General features: G+C 48.2%; 4 protein-coding genes. 2 read left to right on the top strand and 2 right to left on the bottom strand.

Features of this window, described 5'->3' with window-relative positions:
- Positions 1–23: 23 nt before the first annotated feature.
- Both vapC and vapB read right to left on the bottom strand, forming a co-directional pair.
- A complete protein-coding gene (gene vapC / locus BO26_RS10875) occupies positions 24–428 on the bottom strand; it encodes a type II toxin-antitoxin system tRNA(fMet)-specific endonuclease VapC (RefSeq protein ID WP_036771315.1) in 405 nt (134 codons plus the stop codon).
- Complete coding sequence (vapB, locus tag BO26_RS10870; RefSeq protein ID WP_036771313.1) at positions 421–663, bottom strand: type II toxin-antitoxin system VapB family antitoxin; 243 nt, start codon at positions 661–663, stop codon at positions 421–423. Before vapB ends, vapC begins: the two co-directional genes overlap by 8 nt.
- A 449-nt stretch (positions 664–1,112) precedes the next feature.
- On the opposite strand from vapB, the gene BO26_RS10865 reads away from it, so the two are divergent.
- Together BO26_RS10865 and BO26_RS10855 are read left to right on the top strand one after the other, a co-directional pair.
- Entirely contained in the window at positions 1,113–2,129 is a 1,017-nt protein-coding gene (locus BO26_RS10865; protein WP_036771311.1) for a formamidase, read from the top strand.
- 1,229 nt (positions 2,130–3,358) lie between these two features.
- Positions 3,359–23,761 (top strand): non-ribosomal peptide synthase/polyketide synthase, encoded by a 20,403-nt coding sequence (locus BO26_RS10855; protein ID WP_036771309.1) that lies wholly within the window; start codon positions 3,359–3,361, stop codon positions 23,759–23,761.
- The last annotated feature ends 367 nt before the right edge of the window (positions 23,762–24,128 follow it).

Genomic DNA, 24,128 nt, shown 5'->3' with positions numbered 1-24,128 from the left:
GGGACAGATTTTGCTTAGTGTTATCAATCTAGTGTCCAATCTTCCACTCTCAATCCATCAACCCTATTGAATTCCTTTGTGTTATTGGTAACAACTATCAACCCCTTGCTTCTTGCATGCCCTGCAATATGCAGATCGTTATCTCCGATCCGTTTTCCGCTTTTTTCTAGTGATGCACGAATATTCCCATAGTGAAATGCAGCTTGTTCGTCATAAGGAAGAATAGTTAATCGAGAAACAAAATCTTCTATAATCGCCAGGTTTCTTTCAGGATTTCTACTTTTTTCAGCTCCAAAAATCAGTTCTGCCAATGTGATCGTAGAAATAGCCATGTGGTCTGTATTCTTGTTGAATTTAGGTAGCATGGATTCAGGGCGTTTTTTTATCGCGAAAATCACGATATTAGTGTCGAGCAGATACTTAATCATCGAAAGATTCTCTTTTACTTGTCACTTGCTCAGGGCGTTCAGGTAAAAAATCATCAGTCACAGATTGATCAGACAGAAAAAAACTATCCCATGTGTTTTGTACGGGCGCAATAATCCGCTCCTTGCCTCTTGACCTAACAGTAACTTCTTTAACATTATCAGGGAAACGGAGATCTGCGGGTAACCTCACATTCTGAGTTCGGTTGCTCATAAAAACTTTACTTTGATATATCATGGCACACCTCTTTGATTATTGCTATATATCATGAGTATATAGCATGAAGTCGAATACGGGCAAGGTCTAAAAACAAATTACTTTCTCCTGATAATTTTACAGGGAATTCTTCCCTTGATGATCACCATACTCATATTGTTAGGTAGATTAAGTGTGCGAGGCGCCACGTCTGAGGTGTAGACGATGACTAACGGTTAACATGTTGTAAAGGTCAAAAAGATAAGACGATGATTCAATGAATCTAGCTTAATAACCGTATTTTTCTACTACAAAGTTATTAATTTTTTTATTTGATGTTATGGATCGCATTTTGGTGATGAAAAGCGGCGTTATTATGCGTTAGTAAGATCGCTTAACGGCAGATGAAAATAAAGTCGTGGCCTATTTGGTCAGTATAACGATGAAATTTGTCATTTAATTTATCACTATGATTTATTTAGAGGTTCACTATGGGCAGTACTGGCAGTGTAAGTGCATGGGATGAAGCGTTATTAATTGCGGCTATTCAATATCCTGTTCCTATAATTAAGGGACCTGAAGATATTCAGGTTCAGGTGCAACAGATTTGTAAAACGATGGATTCAACGAAAGCGGGTTATCCTGATCTGGATATTATCGTATTCCCGGAATATTCCACGCAGGGATTAAATACGAAGATCTGGACCTATGATGAGATGTTGTTATTGTTGGTCGGCTCGGAAGTGGATTGTTTTCGTTCGGCCTGTATTCGCAATGATATTTGGGGTGTATTCTCGGTAATAGAGCGTAATGAAGATTCGTCACTGTCGCCTTATAACACCGCTATTATTATTAACAATAAAGGTGAGATTGTATTGCATTACCGTAAATTGCAGCCTTGGGTGCCAATTGAACCCTGGATGCCGGGCAATATGGGGATGCCGGTCTGTGAGGGGCCTAAAGGTTCAAAACTGGCGGTTTGTATTTGTCATGATGGTATGTTTCCTGAATTGGCACGTGAGGCAGCTTATAAAGGTTGTAACGTCTTTATTCGTATTTCCGGTTATTCTACTCAAGTTAATGACCAGTGGATCTGGACTAATCGTACTAATGCTTGGCAAAACCTGATGTATACCGTATCGGTCAATCTGGCTGGTTACGATGAGGTTTTCTATTATTTCGGTGAAGGTACAATTTGTAACTACGATGGTAATGTTATTCAACAAGGGCAGCGTAACCCGTGGGAAATTGTTACCGCGGAATTGTTCCCGCGCCTGGTGGATAAGGCACGTGAGAACTGGGCACTGGAAAACAGTATTTTTAATCTCGGTTGTCGGGGATATGTTGGTAAACCCGGTGGTGAGAGAGCTAATTATCTGACTTGGGTACGTGACCTGGCAAACGGTGAATATAAACTGCCTTGGGAAGAGAACATCCGTATTCGTGACGGATGGAAATACTATCCAGAAGGGGTGAAATTGGGGCCATTACCGAAAATCGATAAATAATCTGGACGATAATAACTCGGCATCGCAGGGTTTGTGGTGCTGTTATCTTTTCCATCCTGCGGTGAAGGTAATTTTTTTAATTTTAAATTGGAATTATTACGAATCATTTATCGGTTAATTATTGAATCCCCGGGAGCATAGATAACCAAGTGACCGGGGGGAGTGAGTGCAGCCAACAAAGAAGCAACTTGAAAGATGACGGGTATAAAATCTTTGTTTAATTTAGTTGAGGTATATACGATAATATTTGTAATTGTGAAGGGACTGTTCTGAAACTGTGATGAATACGGGAATAAAAAATAATGATTGTGGCGTAAGATAGTTTTATTATATATACAAACGAGTTTTAGCAAACTAAATGATATAAAACTAAAGTTTGCTTTGTTGGATATTGTTTAATATCCAACAAATTACATCGAAGAATGACTCTCTTAGAATGTTTTTTCTAATAATCAATATAGCATTGCGTCAATGTTGATATTAGTTATATTATAATTAAATAATATATAATAAGATTGATAATTATTTGAAATTATTTCTTTACGGAGTTAAATGTAATTAACTTTTACATTAATTATAGGGTTTTATTATTGTTAAATAACATGTGGTGAAGTTTATTTTCACCTGAATTTATATCCTTAAGTAATTAAATATACAGAATGTCTTTGTAAATATTTAATAAGTTGCTTTGGCAGGGAGTTTTACCCGTTCATTATTAGAATGGTAATCTTTGTTTTTTAGCGCGTGATCGAAGTCAATTCATGCCAATAGTAGTCTATAAATCCGTTTTAAGTCATGGAATTAAACGTCAACTAATCATAGACATTTATACCCAATAGATTTCAAGATGCATCGCGACGGCAAGGGAGTGAATCCCCGGGAGCATAATAGATAACTCTGTGACCGGGGTGAGCGAGTGCAGCCAACAAAGAGGCAACTTGAAAGATAACAGGTATATATAAAAAAGGACGAAACAGAGTGTTTGTTTACGGTTCATAGAATGAACCATTTATTCCATTGTCAGAAAAATTATCACCATAGCATGGTTAATTTGGTGGTTATTTACATCCAACGCCAGAGAGAAAGTGTTGCCTGAGCATCTTGATTGATGTCCGGCGAGTCCGTCTTTATTCCTCCAAAGGTAAAACGAGGAAAAATAAAAGAAAGCACTTTGATGACTGTCGAGAAAGGCAGTTTTCAAATATCTAACAGAATTGTTGAGGTTGTAAATGAAAGATAGCATTGCTAACGCGGAAAATATCCTTAAAGCAGAACTCCTCTCTCAGACGTCAAAAAATATAATCAATAACGTAAATAATACCCCTGCTTCATCACGTACCTGCGTCGTGGTGGGAGGGACAACTCTTGCGGTATTCTGTGCCGAGCAAATTCAGTCGGCTGGGCATACAATACAAGCGGTGCTAACTGATGATGATGTTTTGCAAACCTGGGCTATTCGGCAAGGAATCGTTTGTGTGAGTTCTGTTGAAGCATTACAACAGCAAATCATGCTACACCCTGTCGATTGGCTTTTCTCCATCGCCAGTCCGATCATTCTGCCTATGTCGCTGATTAAACAGATTCGCGGCGGCGCTTTTAACTATCACGATAGCCCCTTACCCCGTTATGCGGGTTGTCATGCCACTTCTTGGGCGCTGTTAGCGCAGGAGGCACATTACGCTATTTCCTGGCATTGCATTGAAGCTGATGTGGATACTTGCGATATTGCTGTGCAATGGCCGGTATCTATTGAGGAACACGATAGTGCATTTTCATTGAATCTGAAATGTTATCAGGCTGCTCAGGAAGGATTTATTCAGTTATTGCGAGATCTTGGTCAAGGTACGTTGGTGACCCATCCACAAGATCTCTCGCAACGGAGTTTTTATGCCCAGTCACGTCGGCCCGATGGCGGGGGATATCTGTGTTGGGAGCAGTCGGGTGAAGTATTGTCAGCGTTGGTACGGGCCTTAGATTTTGGAGAGAATTATCTAAATCCACTGGGCTGTCCGAAAGTATTGCTTAAGCAGGGCACCGTGCGGATTTCCTGGCTTCAACGGTTGAACTGTTGTTCTCAGGCGGCACCAGGTACGTTGATTGATGTAGAAGAGAACGCCTGGCAAGTCACGACGGGCAGTGGAGATGTGCGGATTGGTGGTTTTACCACTCTTGAAGGCAAATTATTATCTGCTGGTGAACTGGCTGCTATATCAGAACTCAGGCCGGGTAAATCATTACCTTTGCTTTCTCCACAACAAGCACAGAATGTAAAAAATACTCTCCAGTCATTGGCACCCAGTGAATCATTCTGGTGTGAGCGTCTTGCCTCTTGGCAGCCATGCCAATTACCTTTCGAAATTGCCGGGGAGCAGGTAGAACCCAGATGGGCAATGAGTGTCTGGCAACCTCCGTTGCCGAAAAACAGTGAAACAGATCCATTGCAGATGTTGTTGCAGACATTCGCCATTTATCTGGCGCGTTTGACTCATCAGACCAAGTTCCAAATCGGTTGGTATGTGGATGAAGCAAAAGATGAACTGGGTTTATTGGCTGGTTTGGCACCGGTGGTTCCTATGGAGATTGAGGTAGCATTTGATAAGCCGTGGAGTGTGGTAGCCGACTGGATTGGTAACGAACTTACATGCTTGGCGCAACACCGCACATTTTGTTGTGATCTCCTTTCCCGTTCCCCTGCATTAAGTGCGATCCCAGCGTTAACAACCCACCAGCCATGGCGGATTGCTGTCTCGGTCATAAAGGATGACAGACCGTGGGCGGAGGGGGCATTAGGTGAATTACTGACATTGCAGATTAATGCACAGGGTGGTTTTCGCTGGCTCTACGATGCAAACCGTTTGCACGTAGAAGATATTCAGCGGATGAGTGAACATTTACAGGTGTTGGCATCATCGGAAAAAGTGGGTGATGAAATACCAGTTTGGCAGCTTAATTTATTACCTGAATCCGAACGCACACTACTGCTGGAAACCTGGAACGCCACTGAAACAATCTATCCTGACCAGCTGTGTATTCATCAGTTATTTGAACAACAGGTGGAGAAAACTCCGGCGACCACGGCATTGATAGCAGGAGATAAGACCCTTAGCTATGCTGAACTCAATGCGGGTGTTAACCGACTGGCTCGTCAATTGATTGCTCTGGGGATTCGCCCGGGTGATCACATTGTAACCCTGTTAGAGCGTTCGATTGAACTGGTGGTAGCCCAGTTGGCTATCCTCAAAGCGGGGGCCGTTTATGTTCCTATCGATCCCAGTGTGCCGGACGAGCGGAAAAACAGGTTGATAAACGATTGCTCAGCTCGGTTATTAATCACTGATGCACAGTCTGATATCCCGATTGGCCTGACTGTTCCGTTATTGTGTGTTTCTGTGGAGGTAGATACGCACGGGCAAGAAGAGACGGATTTCAATCTTGATTTACCTTGTCGCAGTTCAGACGCTGCTTATGTCATGTATACCTCCGGTTCGACGGGTACACCCAAAGGCGTCATCGTGTCTCATCGTGCGGTAATTCGGCTGGTTATTAATAATGGCTATGCGGAAATCGGGCAGGATGATCGGGTTGCTTTCACCGCTAACCCGGCTTTCGATGCCAGTACCTTTGAAATCTGGGCGCCTTTGCTTAATGGTGGAGCGTTGGTGGTGATTGATCATGCCACGTTGCTGACGCCGCAGGCGTTTATGCAGGAGTTACAAGTTCATCACATCACGGTTTTGTGGTTAACTATCGGGTTATTTAACCGACTGGCCGCTGAGTTGTCCTCGGTGCTTCCACAGATAAAAATGCTGATTTTCGGGGGGGATATCCCCGATCGGCATGTAATTGCTAAGGTTTTGGACAAAAATTCGCCTCAACAGTTATTGCAAGCCTATGGTCCGACAGAAGGAACGACGTTTACCACGATGTACCGTATCGCGTTGTTACCTCCGGGGATGGCGAAGGTTCCCATTGGCCGACCGATAGCCAATACATGTGTTTACTTGCTGGATGATTATGGTCAGCCGGTGCCGTTGGGTGGCGTCGGTGAGATTTATGTTGGCGGTGATGGGGTTGCTTGTGGTTATCTCAATCGCCCGGAATTGACGGCTGAACGCTTTCTGGTCGATCCGTTTAGTCATAAGACGAATGCGCGTATGTATCGAACCGGGGATTTAGCTCGCTATTTGTCGGACGGTAATTTGGAATTCCTTGGCCGTAATGACCAGCAGGTTAAAATTCGTGGTTTCCGCATTGAACCGGGAGAAATCGAAGCCCGACTAACGGAATATCCTGCGATACGTGAGGCTGCCGTGCTGGTTCAGGACGATGGACAAGATAAGCGGTTGGTTGCCTACGTGGTGGCAGACGCGGATGAGGAGTTGGTTAATAATCTGCGTACCTACCTGAGTACAGTTTTACCTGACTACATGGTGCCAGCGGCTTTTGTGCGTCTGGATGCCTTCCCGCTGACACCTAATGGTAAGTTAGATCGCCGGGCGTTGCCTGCTCCGGGTGAGGAGGCTTTTGCTCGTCAGATTTATGCAGCACCGCTGGGGGAAATAGAAGCCACGTTGGCGACTATCTGGCGTGAATTGTTGGGTATTGAGCAGATTAGCCGACATGACAACTTTTTTGCGTTGGGTGGTCATTCTCTCTTTGCCTTACGGATGATTGAGCGCCTGCGTAACCTTGGGTTAACGTTGGTTGCCCGCGATTTATTCCGATATCCAGTATTGTCTGAGCTTGCTCATATGTTGGGGCAGCATCAGGCTATAGTGGTACCTCCTAATGTGATTACACCGGCAACGAAAGCATTGACGCCGGAGATGCTGCCACTGATTGATCTAACTCAGCTTGATATTGACCGTATCGTCGGACAGGTGCCAGGAGGGATTGCCAATATTCAGGATATCTATGCCCTGTCGCCGCTACAGGACGGTATTTTGTTCCACCATTTACTCACAAATGAAGGTGACCCGTATCTGTTGGCTTATATGATGGCCTTCAATGATCGGCCTTTGTTGGACCGTTATCTGTCAGTGGTTCAACAAGTGGTTGATCGTCACGATATTTTGCGTACTGCTTTTCTCTGGGAAGGATTGTCAGTTCCGGCTCAGGTAGTTTGGCGTAAGGCACCTTTGTCAGTGACTGAATTGATGCTGAATCCCGCTGATGGCCCAATTATTGACCAGTTAACCCAGCGTTTTGACTTACGTCAGCATCACCTCGATTTGAGCCAGGCACCGTTGCTGCGCTTTATAGTGACACAGGAAACGGATGATCGCTGGATAGTACTGCAATTGCAGCATCATTTAACTGGTGACCATACCACGATGGAAGTCATGAACCACGAGGTTCAGGCGTATTTGTCCGGGCAGGAGGGCAGTCTGCCTGCACCGCTACCTTTCCGCAATTTAGTGGCTCAAGCCCGATTGGGGGTAAGTCAGGAAGAGCATATCCGCTTCTTTACTGACATGCTGGCTGAGGTGGAGGAACCGACGTTACCGTTTGGATTGGTGGAGGTCCATCGTGATGGTTCACAAGTCACCCAATCGCACCGAATGCTGACTGCCACGCTGAATGACCGCTTGCGCAATCAGGCGAGGCGTCTGGGCGTCAGTCTGGCTGCTTTGTGTCATCTGGCTTGGGCGCAGGTATTGTCGCGTACCAGCGGGCAGCAACAGGTGGTGTTTGGCACGGTATTGTTTGGGCGTATGCAGGTAGGTGACGGGGCTGATAGCGGCATGGGGCTGTTTATCAATACCTTGCCGTTGCGGTTGGATATTGATGACACTTCGGTACGGGACAGCGTACAGGCCGCACATACCCGATTAGCAGCCTTGTTGGATCATGAACATGCATCGTTAGCGCTGGCTCAGCGTTGCAGTGGTGTACAGGGCGAAACGCCACTTTTTAGTTCCTTATTGAACTATCTGCATAACGATCAGCCGATGACGCCGGATAAGGTTGTGCCGGGTATTGAATTCCTTAGCGAAGAAGAACGTACTAACTATCCGTTTGTGCTGTCGGTGGAGGACGGTGGTTCCACTTTGGGGTTGATCGCCCAAGTGGTGCAGCCGTTTGATCCAGAACGGGTATGTGGTTATATGCAACAGGCATTAGAAAGTCTGGTGGAAGTGCTTGAACAGGCGCCAGAAACACCGGTACGCAGATTGAACATCTTGCCAGAAGCAGAGCAACAGCTGTTGCTGAAAATCTGGAATGCCACCGAGGCGCCGTATCCTGACCAGCTATGCATTCATCAGTTGTTTGAACAGCAGGTGGAGAAAACCCCAGAGGCCATAGCGCTGATAGCAGGAGATAAGACTTTCAGTTACGCGGAACTGAATGTTGGTGCGAATCGGCTGGCTCGTCAGCTGATTGAACAGGGCATCTTACCTGATGACCATGTGGCGATCTTATTAGAACGCTCTGTTGAGCTGGTGGTGGTACAACTGGCTATTCTTAAAGTTGGTGCCGTTTATGTTCCCGTCGATCCCAGAATGCCGGATAAGCGGAAAAATTGGCTGATAAACGATTGTTCAGCCAAATTGCTGTTCACTGATGAACAGGCTGATATCCCGGCTGGCCTTGCTGTGCCGTTATTTCATCTCTCCAGCGATACCATTACGGACAGGGAAGAGGATTGTTGCAATCTTGACTTACCCGGTTCCAGCGCCAAGTCAGCGTATATTATGTATACCTCCGGTTCGACCGGTACACCAAAAGGGGTGGTAGTGCCTCATCGTGCTGTGGTCCGACTGGTGATTAATAATGGCTATGCGGAAATCGGACAGGATGATCGGGTTGCCTTTACAGCTAATCCCGCTTTTGATGCCAGCACATTTGAAGTTTGGGCGCCGTTGCTCAACGGTGGAACACTGGTGGTTATCGACTATGCTACTTTACTGACGCCATCGGATTTTGTACGAGCTTTACAGGCTTATCGAATCACTATTCTGTGGATGAGTGTTGGCTTGCTTCACCGGTTGGTGGCGGAGTTGTCTCCGGTGCTTGCTCAGATCAAGATTTTGATTTTCGGCGGAGAGGTCCTCGATCCGCATGTGATCGCTCAGGTTTTGGACAAGAATCCGCCGCAACAATTATTACAAGCTTATGGCCCAAGTGAAGGCACCACTTTTACCACGATATATCCCATTACGGCGTTACCGCCGGGAGTAGCAAAGATCCCTATTGGCCGGCCAATTGCTAACACGCGCCTCTATCTGTTAGACGCATATAGGCAACCGGTGCCACTAGGTGCGACCGGTGAGATTTATGTTGGTGGCAATGGGGTTGCCTGTGGTTACTTTAATCGCCCGGAATTGACTGCTGAACGCTTTCTGACAGATCCATTTAGTGATGTACCAAATGCACGCATGTATCAAACCGGGGATTTGGCCCGCTACCTGCCGGATGGCAATCTGGTGTTTGTTGGTCGTAATGACCAACAGGTTAAAATCCGTGGTTTTCGGATTGAACCGGGGGAAATCGAAGCGCGTTTGACTGAACATCCGGCGGTGCGTGAAGCACTGGTATTAGCGGTAAGTGATGGACAAGATAAACGGCTGGTTGCTTATGTGGTGGCCGAGCCAGATGACGGGTTAGTGGTTAGTCTGCGTGAGCATTTAAGTACAATTTTACCTGACTATATGGTGCCAGCGGCTTTTGTGCGTCTGGATGCCTTTCCGCTCACACCTAACGACAAACGGGATCTCCGGGCGCTACCGGCTCCGGGGGAAGAGGATTTTGCCCGTCAGATCTATGAAGCGCCGCAAGGGGAAACTGAGATTGCTTTGGCTACTATCTGGCATGAATTGCTGGGAATTGGACAGATAAGTCGGCATGACAACTTTTTCGCGCTGGGTGGTCATTCACTATTGGCTGTTCGGATGATGAACCGGATAGCCGCTTTAGGCATCAAACTGCCGTTGAGCACGCTATTTGAATTTCCTTCATTGTCAGCTTTTGCCGAGAAGATGAGTGTTCAGTTTGGTGAACCAGATAGCATATTACCCGCAATCATGCCGATATCTCGCGATAGCGAGTTACCTCTGTCATTTGCGCAACAGCGTCTGTGGTTCCTCGCCCAATTTGACGAGGTCAGTAATACCTATCATATCCCGGTAGCATTGAGTTTGCGTGGTCAGTTCGATATCGCTGCCTGGCAGCGCGCACTTAATCACCTATTTGCTCGTCATGAGGCTTTACGTTCCATATTTGTGACAGTTGATGGTCATCCCCAGATCGAACTGTTGCCGACGGAATTTGGCCTGCCGATGAAAAAATACGATCTGCGTAAAGTACCTGATGTGGAGAAACAACTTAAATATCTGCGCATGCAGGAGTCTGAAACACTGTTTAATCTCGCTCGTGGGCCGTTAATCCGCTCTGCTTTGATACAACTGGCTAACGATGATTACCTATTCCTGTTGACCCTGCATCATATTGTTTTCGATGGCTGGTCTGTCAGCATACTGATGCGTGAATTAAGTACTCTCTATACGGCTTTTCTGACTGGTCAACCTGATCCATTGCCTGCATTACCGATTCAGTACCCTGATTACGCCGCCTGGCAGCGTCAGTGGCTTTCGGCTGAGCGTATTCAGAACCAATCTGACTATTGGCGCACGATATTGGCTGATGTGCCGGTATTGTTGGATTTGCCAACTGACCGACCACGTCCTGTCCAGCAATCATTTGCGGGGAATTTATTGCCTGTCAATCTAGATGCCGAATTAACCCAATCCTTGAAGCGTTTGAGCGAGCAGCAGGGGGGCACATTGTTCATGACCTTGCTGTCAGCCTGGGCTACGGTCTTATCGCGTCTGTCAGGTCAGGAAGATCTGGTTATTGGTACACCAAGTGCGGGTCGCAGTCGCCAGGAAGTGGAGTCGTTGATCGGCTTTTTTGTTAATACGTTGGCCTTACGTATCGATTTATCGGGTGCGCCAAATGTGGTTGAGTTGCTTGCTCGTGTGCGTCAGACGGCATTGGCAGCTCAGGAGCATCAGGATCTGCCATTTGAACAAGTGGTGGAAATAGTGCAACCGCCGCGCCGATTGGCGCATACGCCCCTGTTTCAGGTGATGTTTGCCTGGCAGAACAATGAGAATCCAGATTGGAAACTGCCGGGGCTGGCAGTTTCACCTGCCGAGCAATTCCTTGATACCGCTAAGTTTGATCTTGAACTGAACTTGTCTGAGAAGGATGGCAAGATTGTTGGTTATTTGAGTTATGCAACGGCCCTGTTTGATCAACAAACCATCGAGCGGCATTTGGGGTATCTGTACACGGTGCTGCAAGAGATGGTGACTAACCCTCAGCAATCAGTCGGGGAGATCGATATTCTGACGTCGGCGGAGCGCAGGTTGCTGTTGGAAATCTGGAATGCGACTAAAGCACCGTATCCTGACCAGTTGTGTATTCATCAGTTATTTGAACAACAGGCAGAGAAAACCCCGGTAGCGACAGCGCTGATAGCGGGAGATAAAATCCTCAGTTATGCGGAACTGAATGCTTATGCTAACCGATTGGCCCATCGACTGATTGAACTGCGGGTTTGCCCGGATGACCACGTGGCGATTATGTTAGAACGCTCGGTTGAATTGGTGGTGGCACAATTGGCCATTCTTAAAGCTGGTGCTGTTTATGTGCCGATAGATCCCAGCGTGCCGGACGAACGGAAAAACTGGTTGATAAATGATTGTTCAGCCAAATTGCTGCTCACTGATTTGCAGTTTGATATCCCGATTGACCTTGCGGTTCCGCTGTTTCGTCTCTCCAGTGAGATGGACACCATCAGGGAGAAAGAGTGTTTCAATCTCAATGTACCTTGTCTCAGTTCAGATTCAGCTTATGTCATGTATACCTCCGGTTCGACCGGCACACCAAAAGGCGTGGTGGTGCCTCATCGTGCGGTGGTTCGGCTGGTTATTAATAACGGTTATGCCGCAATCGGGCTGGATGACAAGGTTGCTTTTACGGCGAACCCGGCTTTTGATGCCAGTACGTTTGAAGTCTGGGCGCCTTTGCTTAACGGTGGCACATTGGTGGTTATTGATCGCGTTACTTTGCTGACACCACAGGAATTTATACAAGCGTTACAGGTTCATCAAATCACGATTCTGTGGCTGACTATCGGGTTGTTTAACCGGTTAGTGGCAAGGTTATCTCCCATTCTTCCGCAGATAAAAGTTCTGATTTTCGGCGGAGATATCCCTGATCCACATGTAATTGCTGAGGTTTTGGATAACAGCCCGCCACAACAATTATTACAGGCTTACGGTCCGAGTGAAGGAACCACCTTTACGACGATGTACCGTATCGCAACATTACCATTGAGAACGGTGAGGGTCCCCATTGGCCGACCGATAGCGAATACTCGTGTTTATCTACTGAATGGTTATGGTCAACCGGTACCGCTGGGGGTGATCGGTGAGATTTATGTGGGGGGTGATGGGGTGGCTTGTGGTTACCTCAATCGGCCTGAACTGACGGCTGAACGCTTTCTGACAGATCCGTTTAGTGATCAACCGAATGCGCGGATGTATCGAACCGGGGATCTGGCCCGCTTCTTGCCTGACGGTAATCTGGAGTTCCTTGGCCGTAATGACCAACAGGTGAAAATTCGGGGTTTCCGCATTGAACCGCGGGAAATTGAAGCGCGGCTAATGGAATATCCGGTGGTACGGGAAGCCGCTGTACTGGCGTTGGGAGATGGGCAAGATAAGCGGTTGGTTGCCTATGTGGTGGCAGACACGAATGATGAACTAGTTAATCGTTTACGGACTTATTTGGGGACAATTTTGCCGGATTACATGGTTCCGGCAGCTTTTGTGTGTCTGGATGCGTTTCCGCTGACACCGAACGGTAAGTTGGATCGCCGAGCGTTGCCAGCGCCAGACGGAGAAGCATTTGCTCGTCAGATTTATGCAGCACCACAAGGAGAAACTGAGGTTGCTTTGGCCGCTATCTGGCGTGATTTGTTGGGAATTGAGCAGATTAGCCGGCACGATAGTTTCTTCACGCTGGGAGGACATTCGTTGCTCGCTGTGCAGATGGTTGAGCGTTTGCGTAATCTGGGTTTAACGTTGGCAGTACGTGATCTATTTAAATCTCCGGTGTTGTCTGAACTGGCTCAAACGTTGGCACAATATCGGGCCGCGGTGGCGCCGCCTAATATCATTACGTCGGTAACCACGGCATTGACGCCGGAGATGTTGCCGTTGATTGCGCTAACTCAGTCAGAGATTGATCACATCGTCGAGCAGGTGCCCGGCGGGATCAACAATATTCAGGATATCTATGCTTTGTCGCCGTTGCAGGATGGTATTTTGTTCCATCATCTGCTGGCGAACGAAGGCGATCCATATCTGTTAGCGAGCCAAATGGTTTTTGCTGACCGGCCTTTGCTCAACCGTTATCTGGCGGCGGTTCAGCAGGTGATTGATCGTCATGATATTCTGCGAACCGCCTTTATCTGGCAGGGATTATCTGTGCCTGTGCAGGTGGTTTGTCGTCAGGCTCAATTGCGGGTTACTGAGCTAACACTTGACCCAACTAATGGGTCGATTAGTGATCAGCTGGCTCAACATTTTGACCCACGTCGATATCGTATTAATTTGGGGCAAGCACCATTGTTGCGCTTTGCGGTGGCACGGGATACTGATGGCCGTTGGGTGGTGTTGCAACTGTTGCATCACCTGATTGGTGATCATACTACGATGGAAGTCATGAACCGTGAGGTTCAGGCGTATCTTACCGGGCAGGAGAACAGATTGCCGGTTCCGGTACCTTTCCGTCATTTGATTGCTCAGGTTCAATTGGGTGTTGGTCAGATTGAGCATACTTGCTTCTTTACCGACATGTTGGCAGAGGTGGAGGAACCGACGTTACCGTTTGGGTTGATAGAGGTACACCATGGTGGTTCACAGGTAACACAATCGCATCGGATGATGACGACTGACTTAAATGACCGTTTACGTGATCAGGCACGGCGTCTGGGGGTAAGTTTAGCCACATTGTGTCATTTGGCTTGGGCGCAAGTGTTGTCTCGTACCAGCGGCCAGAAGAAAGTGGTGTTCGGCACGGTGCTATTTGGGCGTATGCAGGCGGGCGAAGGCGCTGACAATGGCATGGGACTGTTTATCAATACCTTGCCGCTACGGTTGGATATCGATGATACCCCGGTACGAGACAGCATACAGGCAGTACATAACCGGCTGGCTGAATTGCTGGAGCATGAACACGCTTCACTCGCCTTGGCGCAGCGTTGCAGTAGTGTACAGGGTGGAATTCCACTCTTTAGTACTCTGTTGAACTATCGGCATAATGCGCCGTTGGCAGTTTCGCATGAAATGATAAACGGTATTAAGTTCCTTGGTGCGCAGGAGCGGACCAACTATCCATTTGTGCTGTCGGTGGAAGATTTTGGTGATGCGTTGGGACTGACGGCACAGATAGTCCAGCCGTTTGATCCCGAAAGGGTATGTGGTTATATGCAGCAAGCGCTGGAAAGTCTGGTAGAAGCGCTTGAACAGGCTCCTGACACACCCGTAAGGGCATTGAATATTCTGCCTGAAACGGAGCGCACGCTGTTGTTGAAAACCTGGAATGCAACCGAAACACGGTATCCTGATCAGTTGTGTATCCACCAGTTATTTGAACAACAGGCGGAGAAAACCCCAGGTGCCATCGCGCTGATAGCGGGAGGTAAAGCGCTTTGTTACTCAGAACTGAATGCCCGTGCTAATCGGCTGGCCCGTCAATTGATTGAGCAAGGAGTTTGTCCGGATGACCATGTTGCCATCCTGTTAGAGCGTTCGATTGAACTGGTAGTAGTCCAGTTGGCGATTCTCAAGGTCAATGCGGTATACGTGCCGATAGATCCCAGCGTACCGGACGAGCGGAAAAGTTGGCTGATAAACGATTGTTCAGCACGGTTACTGATCACTGATTCACAATTTGATATCCCAACTGATTTTGCGGTTCCGTTGTTTCGTCTTGCCGGTGAAATGGGGACAATCAGAGCGGCAGATTGCGCTAATCCTGGCTTACCTTGTCGTAGTTCAGATTCAGCCTGTGTCATGTATACCTCCGGTTCGACAGGTATCCCAAAAGGCGTAGTGGTGCCCCATCGTGCGGTAGTCCGGTTGGTTATTCATAATGGCTATACCGAAATCGGACCGGATGACAAGGTTGCTTTCACCGCTAACCCGGCCTTTGATGCCAGTACCTTTGAAGTTTGGGCGCCTTTACTTAATGGAGGGGCGCTGGTGGTGATTGACTATGCCACTTTGCTGACGCCGCGGGAGCTTGTGCAGGTGTTACAGACTCATCGAGTCACGATTCTGTGGCTGACTATCGGATTATTTAACCGGCTGGTAGCAGAGCTGTTACCCATTCTTCCGCAGATAAAAATCTTGATTTTTGGGGGAGATATCCCTGATCTGCATGTGATTGCTGAGGTTTTGGCCAACAGTCCGCCACAGCAATTATTGCAAGCTTATGGCCCGACTGAAGGAACTACCTTTACCACTATGTACCGTATTGCAGCGTTACCACAGGGAGCGATGAGGGTTCCTATTGGCCGACCGATAGCCAATACGCGTGTTTACTTGCTGGATGATGATGGCAAGCCAGTACCGTTGGGGGTAGCTGGTGAGATTTATGTTGGCGGAGATGGGGTGGCTTGCGGTTATCTCAATCGCCCGGCACTGACGGCTGAACGTTTTCTGACAGATCCGTTTAGTGATGTCCCAAATGCACGAATGTACCGAACCGGGGATTTGGCCCGCTACCTGCCGGACGGTAATCTGGAATTCCTTGGCCGTAATGACCAACAGGTTAAAATTCGTGGTTTCCGCGTTGAACCGGGGGAAATCGAAGCCCGGTTAACGGAACATTTTGCGGTGCGTGAAGCTGCAGTGTTAGCTCTGGGTGACGGACAGGAGAAGCGGCTGGTTGCTTATGTGGTGGCAGAGGCGGATGACGGGTTGGTTAACTGTTTGCGTACCCATCTGAGTATGATTTTGCCTGATTATATGATGCCGGTGGCTTTTGTGCGTTTGGATACCTTCCCGCTGACATCTGGCGGTAAATTGAACCGTCAGGCATTACCCGTGCCGGGAGAAGAAGCGTTTGCTTATCAGGTTTATGCCGCGCCGCAAGGGGAGATGGAAACGGCTTTGGCCGCAATTTGGTGCGAGTTATTGGGGGTTGAACAGATTAGCCGCCATGACAACTTTTTCGCGCTGGGCGGTCATTCGCTATTGGCTGTGCGGATGATGAACCGAATAGCTGCTTTAGGTATCGAATTACCGCTGACCACGTTGTTTAAATCTCCTTCTTTAGCCGCTTTTGCTGAGGTGATGAGTGCGCGATTGACTGAACAAGGCGGTAAGCTACCCGCCATTATGCCAATATCTCGTGAGGGTGAGTTACCCCTGTCATTTGCGCAACGGCGTTTGTGGTTCCTGGCTCAATTTAAGGGAGTCAGTGATACCTATCATATTCCCATAGCACTGCGTTTGCAGGGGCCGCTTGATATTGCTGTCTGGCAGCAGGCGCTTAATCGCCTGTTTGCTCGTCATGAAGCGTTACGTTCTGTATTCATCTCTGTTGATGGTCAGCCTCAAGTTAAACTGTTGTCAGTGGAATTTGGCTTGCCAATGAAAAAATACGATCTGCGTAAAGTGCCTGATGTGGATCAACAACTTGAACATTTGTGTATACAGGAAGCTGAGACGTCATTCGATTTGACCCGTGGCCCGTTGATCCGTGCCTGTCTGATACAACGGGCTGACAATGATTATGTATTCTTGTTGACCCAGCATCACATTATTTCAGACGGCTGGTCTGTTAGCGTGTTAATGCGTGAGCTGAATGCCCTCTATTCGTCTTTCTTGCTAGGACAACCCGATCCGTTGCCACCGTTGGCGATTCAATACCCTGATTATGCCGCGTGGCAACGTCAATGGCTTTCAGCTGAACGTGTCCAAATCCAATCTGATTATTGGCGTGCTGCGCTAGCTGACTCGCCGGTCCTGTTAGATTTGCCAACTGATCGGCTACGTCCATCTCACCAGTCGTTTGTCGGACATGTATTGCCTGTTAATTTGGATGCAGAGTTAACGAAATCCCTTAAACATTTGAGTGAACGGCAGGGTGTCACGCTATTTATGACCTTATTGTCAGCCTGGGCTATAGTCCTGTCGCGCTTGTCAGGTCAAGAAGATCTGGTTATCGGTACGCCGAGTGCGGGCCGTGGTCTTCAAGAGGTGGAATCGCTGATCGGTTTCTTTGTCAATACGTTAGCTTTACGTATTGACTTATCAGGTTCGCCGAACATTACCGAGTTACTTACGCGTGTGCGGCAAACCGCGTTGGCGGCACAGGAGCACCAGGATTTGCCATTCGAACAGGTGGTAGAAATTGTCCAACCACCGCGTCGATTGGCACATACCCCGTTGTTTCAAGTGATGTTTGCCTGGCAGAACAATGAGAATGTGGAATTGAAATTACCGGGGTTGACCATTTCACCCGTTGAGCAAGCTTTTGATGTGGTTAAGTTCGATCTCGAGCTGAATCTGTCCGAAGTGGATGGTCGGATTGTGGGTTATCTGAATTATGCAACCGCATTGTTTGAGCAGCAGACAATCGAACGACATGTCGGTTATCTGCATACGATATTGCAAGAGATGGCCGTTAATCCTCAGCAGTTAGTCGGAAAAATTGATATTTTGGCGCCAGCAGAACGCAGGCTATTACTGGAAATCTGGAATGCGACAGAAGCCCGATATCCTGACCAATTGTGTATTCATCAGTTATTTGAGCAACAAGTTGAAAAGCATCCTGATGCTATTGCGTTGGTACATGAAGGGCTGAGTTTAAGTTATGCCGAATTAAATATCTGTGCTAACCGGCTAGCTCATCAGCTTATTGCATTGGGTGTGGTACCTGATCAGCGAGTAGCCATTTGCGTGACACGTTCACCAGCAACGGTAGTAGGACTGTTAGCAGTACTAAAAGCGGGTGGAGCTTATGTACCTCTGGATCCGGCTTATCCGGGTGAGCGTTTAATGCATATTTTGACCGATGCCGCGCCTGCGATTTTGCTGGCGGATAGTGCCGGGTGTGACGCGTTAGGCAAGAAAGCGTTAACCGGATTGACCTTACTTGATCCGAATTCATTACCTGACCAACCGGACAGCAACCCTCTGGTATCTTCATTAACTTCCTGCCATCTGGCCTATGTGATTTATACCTCTGGTTCTACTGGCACACCGAAAGGAGTGATGATTGAACATCGTGGGTTAGTTAACCTTATTCAGGAAAAAATTATTCAGTTTGATATTCATTCAGGTAGCCGAATGTTGCAGTTTGCCTCATTTGGTTTCGATGCCAGTGTTTGGGAAATCATGATGGCACTATGTGGTGGTGCCACTTTGGATATTCCTGTTGACATGGTTCGCCGGGAGCCACATCGATTCTGGCATTATCTGGAAGAACAGGCAGTGACGCATGCCTGTTTGACGCCGGCTATGCTCCGGGAAGGGGTAGGTTTACCGGTGATGACAATAAGACCGACATTAATATTGGGGGGTGAAGCGCCCAGTGCAGCGTTGCTTCAGGCGCTGAGTGGCCGGGTAAATCTGTTCAATGCTTATGGCCCGACGGAAATCACTGTTTGCGCCACTGTCTGGCATTGCCCGCCAGACTATACGGATGAGTTGATATCGATTGGTCGTCCGACAGCGAATACACGCGTTTATTTGCTGGATACTTATGGTCAGCCGGTGCCGCTGGGGACGGTAGGTGAGTTGTATATTGGCGGTATTGGTGTAGCACGTGGTTATTTAAACCAGCCAGAACTGACAGCTGAACGCTTTCTGACAGATCCGTTTAGTGATGTCCCAAATGCACGCATGTACCGAACCGGGGATTTGGCGCGTTACTTGCCGGATGGCAATCTGGTGTTTGTTGGTCGTAATGATCAGCAGGTTAAAATTCGCGGTTTCCGTATTGAATTAGGGGAAATAGAAGCTCGGCTGATGGAGCATTCTGCGGTACGTGAAGCACTCGTGTTAGTCGCCGGAGACAGGCAGGATAAACGGCTAATTGCCTATGTTGTAGCGCAAGCGGATGACGGGTTAGCTAATAACTTGCGGAGCCACTTGAGCATAATTTTGCCTGATTATATGGTGCCGGCGGCGTTTGTGCGTCTGGATGCATTTCCGCTGACGCCTAACGGTAAACTGGATCGCCGGGCGCTGCCGATTCCGGGCGAGGAAGATTTTGCTCGTCAGGTTTATGCGGCACCTCAGGGGGAGACAGAAACCGTACTGGCAGCTATCTGGCGCGAATTGCTGGGAATTGAACATATCAGTCGGCACGATAACTTCTTTACACTGGGAGGACATTCGCTGCTTGCTGTGCGGATGGTTGAACGCTTGCGTAATCTTGGATTGATGTTGGCCGTGCGTGACTTGTTCCAATTTCCGGTGTTGTCCGAACTTGCCCAAACGCTGGGACAGTACCGGGCGGTGGTAGTACCGCCTAATGTTATTACACCGGCAGCGACGATGCTGACACCGGAGATGTTGCCGCTGATTGATCTGACTCAGCGGGAAATTGACCGTATCGTTGGACAGGTGCAGGGTGGGATAACGAATATTCAGGACATCTATGCTTTGTCACCGTTGCAGGATGGTATTTTGTTCCATCATCTGCTGGCAAATAAAGGTGACCCGTACCTACTGGCCAGTCAAATGGCTTTTGCTAATCGCGCCTTACTGGATCGTTATCTGGCCGCAGTTCAACAAATGGTTAATCGTCACGATATTCTGCGTACCGCTTTTATCTGGCAAGGGTTATCGGTTCCGGTTCAGGTGGTTTGGCGTCAAGCACCTTTGTCAGTGGCTGAATTGACCTTGCACCCGGACGATGGTCCGGTTGGTGATCAATTGATGCGACGTTTTGATACACGTCAGCATCGTATTGACTTGGGACAGGCGCCATTACTGCGCTTTGCGGTGGCGCAGGAGCATGATGGCCGCTGGATAGTGCTGCAATTGTTGCACCACCTGATTGGTGACCATACAACATTGGGCGTGATGAATCGTGAAGTTCAGGCGTATCTTGCCGGACAAGGGGACAACTTGCCGGTTCCGGTTCCCTTCCGCAATCTGGTGGCTCAGGCCCGATTGGGGATAAGTCAGGAAGAACATACCCGCTTCTTTACCGACATGTTGGCTGGAGTAAATGAGCCGGCGTTACCATTTGGCTTGACAGAAGTGCATCATGATGGTTCGCAAGTCACAGAATCACGCCAGATGCTATCAGCTGAACTCAATGACCGCTTACGGGGTCAAGCTCGGCGTTTGAGTGTGAGCCTGGCCGCTTTGTGTCATCTTGCCTGGGCGCAAGTGTTGTCGCGCACCAGCGGACAAAAACAGGTGGTGTTCGGTACTGTATTGCTTGGACGTATGCAAGCGGGGGAGGGGGTTGATAGTGGGATGGGATTGTTTATCAATACACTGCCATTGCGGCTGGATGTGGATGATACGCCAGTACGGGATAGTGTACAGATAGTACACACCCGACTAGCTGGATTGCTGGAGCACGAGCATGCTTCTCTGGCGTTAGCTCAGCGTTGTAGTGGTGTGCAGAGTGGAACACCACTCTTTAATACTTTGTTGAATTATCGACATAACGCATCTCTGAGAACCCTGAATGAAACGTTGAGCGGTGTTAAATCCTTAAGTGGACAGGAGCGTACTAATTATCCGTTTGTCATGTCGGTGGAAGATTTTGGTGATGCACTGGGGCTGACGGCTCAAATTGTTCAGCCGTTTGATCCGAAACGTATATGCGGTTATATGCAACAAGCATTGGAAAGTTTGGTGCGAGCACTTGAACAGACCCCGGAAATATCTGTGCGGATGCCAGACATTCTGCCGGAGATTGAACGCAGGTTGTTGCTGGAAACCTGGAACGCCACTGAAGCAATCTATCCCGATCAACTGTGTATTCATCAGTTATTTGAACAACAGGTGGAGAAAACTCCGGCGGCCACGGCACTGATCGCAGGAGATAAAACCCTTAGCTATGTTGAACTGAATACTCAAGCTAACCGGCTAGCCCGCCAATTGATTGCACAGGGGATTTGCCCGAATAACCATGTTGCGCTGCTATTAGAGCGTTCGATTGAGCTGGTGGTGGCACAGTTGGCTATTCTCAAAATAGGTGCCGTTTATGTTCCTATTGATCCCAGTGTGCCGGATGAGCGGAAAAATTGGTTGATAAACGATTGTTCAGCCAAATTGTTGCTGATTAATGAATGGCTTGATGTTCCGCTTGGCCTTGCGGTTCCGTTATTGCGTCTTACTGATGAGGCAGACACAAATAGGGAAGAAGGTGCCAATCTTGATTGGTCTGGCCGCAGTTCAGACCCCGCTTATGTTATGTATACCTCCGGCTCGACCGGTATGCCAAAAGGTGTAGTAGTGCCTCACCGTGCGGTGGTTCGGCTGGTCATTAACAATGGCTATGCGGAAATCAGGCAAGATGACCGGGTATCTTTTACCGCTAACCCGGCTTTTGATGCCAGTACCTTTGAAGTCTGGGCGCCTTTACTCAATGGTGGGGGGCTGGTGGTGATTGACCATGCCACTTTGTTAACACCGCAGGCGTTTGTTCAGGTGTTACAGGATCATCGAGTCACGATTCTGTGGCTAACTATTGGATTATTTAACCGGCTGGTCGTAGCGTTGTCGCCGGTTCTTCCGCAGATAAAAATTCTGATTTTCGGGGGAGATATCCCCGATCTGCATGTGATTGCTGAGGTTTTGGACAACAATCCGCCACAACAATTATTGCAGGCTTATGGCCCGAGTGAAGGCACCACCTTTACTACCATGTACTGTATTACCGCGTTACCACCGGGAGCGACAAGGATCCCCATTGGCCGACCGATAGCCAATACGCGTGTTTACTTGCTGGATGATGATGGTCAGCCGGTGCCGTTGGGGGTATCCGGTGAGATTTATGTTGGCGGTGATGGGGTTGCTTGTGGTTACCTCAATCGCCCGGAACTGACGGCTGAACGCTTTCTGACAGATCCGTTTAGTGGTGTGCAGAATGCGCGCATGTACCGAACCGGGGATCTAGCTCGCTATTTGCCTGACGGTAATTTGGAATTCCTTGGTCGTAATGATCAGCAGGTTAAAATTCGTGGCTTCCGTATTGAGCCGGGAGAAATCGAAGCCCGGTTGACGGAACATTTTGCAGTGCGTGAAGCGGCTGTGCTGGCGTTGAGTGATGGACAAGATAAGCAGTTGGTTGCTTATGTGGTGGCCGACGCGGAGGACGGGCTAGTTAATAGTCTGCGTACTTACCTGAGTACAATTTTGCCTGACTATATGGTGCCGACAGCGTTTGTGTGTCTGGATGCCTTCCCGCTGACCGCTAACGGTAAGTTGGATCGTCGGGCGTTACCGGTTCCAAACGAAGGGGATTTTGCCCGCCAGATTTACGAAGCACCGCAAGGGGAAATTGAAATCACCTTGGCGGCTATCTGGCGTGAGTTATTGGGTATTGAGCAGATCAGCCGACATGACAACTTCTTTGCGTTGGGTGGTCACTCACTGCTTGCCATGCGGATGATAAACCTTGCCGCAAGTCATGATTTGGTGTGCACATTGAATGATTTGTTTCAATTCCCGGTGCTGACGGAACTGGCAGCAAAAATGACCTCAGATTGGCTGTCTCAGCCACGGAGTCATGCCATACCTGTGCGACCTGACGGAACAGGGCTACCATTGTTCTTTGTTCCCAGTGGGATGGGTGATTATTCCTATGTTTTTGGGCTGGCTCAGCATATTCAATCAGGCTATCCGATTTATGCGCTGCCCTGGCCGTCCATCAGTGAAGAACCCATGTCAACGATGGAGCAGCAGGCGACAAGAATGATCATCTTAATGAAGGCTATTCAACCGGAAGGCCCGTATCGAATATGCGGTTACTCTTCTGGCGGTATACTGGCTTATGCCATTGCTCAACAACTTTTGGATGCCGGTGAGATGATCGATTTCCTGGGGTTGATTGATACGCCCGCACCGCACTATTCCAGAAGACAGCTAATAGCACCAAAACTCCAGTTCTTTATTGAATTGGCAAGGCATTTAGGGGAAGAACGCATTGAAGAGATTGCCGCATTGTACCGAAAAATCGACGAACTGAATTTGGTTCAATTTATTGCAGCGGCGCAGGAATTGGCGTTATATCCGTTAAATCTGAGTCCTAATTTGATCGCGAAGCGTTGGGAACAGATAGAAAATTATGCACAAATTGTCAGGGATTATGAACCGCAAGTATTAACGGTAACGCTTCATCAGTTCTATGCAATGGACCCCTCCCCACCGGTTGCTTTGGTTACGGATGACAACACACGGCCTTTCAGTGTGGAGCCGTCATTAGGTTGGGCGCAGGTGGTACCGGCTCCTTTGCTGCGGCTAATTCCTATTTCGGGTAACCATTTCAGTTTGCTGGAAGATGGCGAGGATAAGGTCGTTTTAATTCGAGCTTTAAATATGGCACTGACAATCAGTGGTGATGGAGAGGTTCAGTGATGGTTTAATTGAGGGTGAACGATACTGTGTTTATTTTATAATCCGGCATAAATGGTTTATGCCGGATTTTTTCTAGTGCGCTGGGCATGGCGCGTTGCGCGTGAGCGCAACCGGGTTGGTTGTGGTGACCAAACCGGTGACTTGGAGGTGAAAGTCCTCTACACACCCGGTAAGGGGAAGTGTTAGCTGAACGGTAAGGGTGCCGTGGGTGACTGCGGATCTGAAGGAAACCGAAAGCAAAATGCTGGCCTGACGAACAGGAAGCGGTTTAGGCGGCACAGTGGGGTGAGGCGGCTAGTATCGTCAAAGCCCAATACTTACACGGAACGCTGTGACGTAAAGCCGACAGGTATAAGCAGGAAGGTCG

This window comes from Photorhabdus australis DSM 17609 (assembly GCF_000711895.1).
Taxonomy (GTDB): Bacteria; Pseudomonadota; Gammaproteobacteria; order Enterobacterales; family Enterobacteriaceae; genus Photorhabdus; species Photorhabdus australis.
Note: the sequence above shows the minus strand (reverse complement) of the source record. Positions and strands in the feature narration are given on the sequence as shown.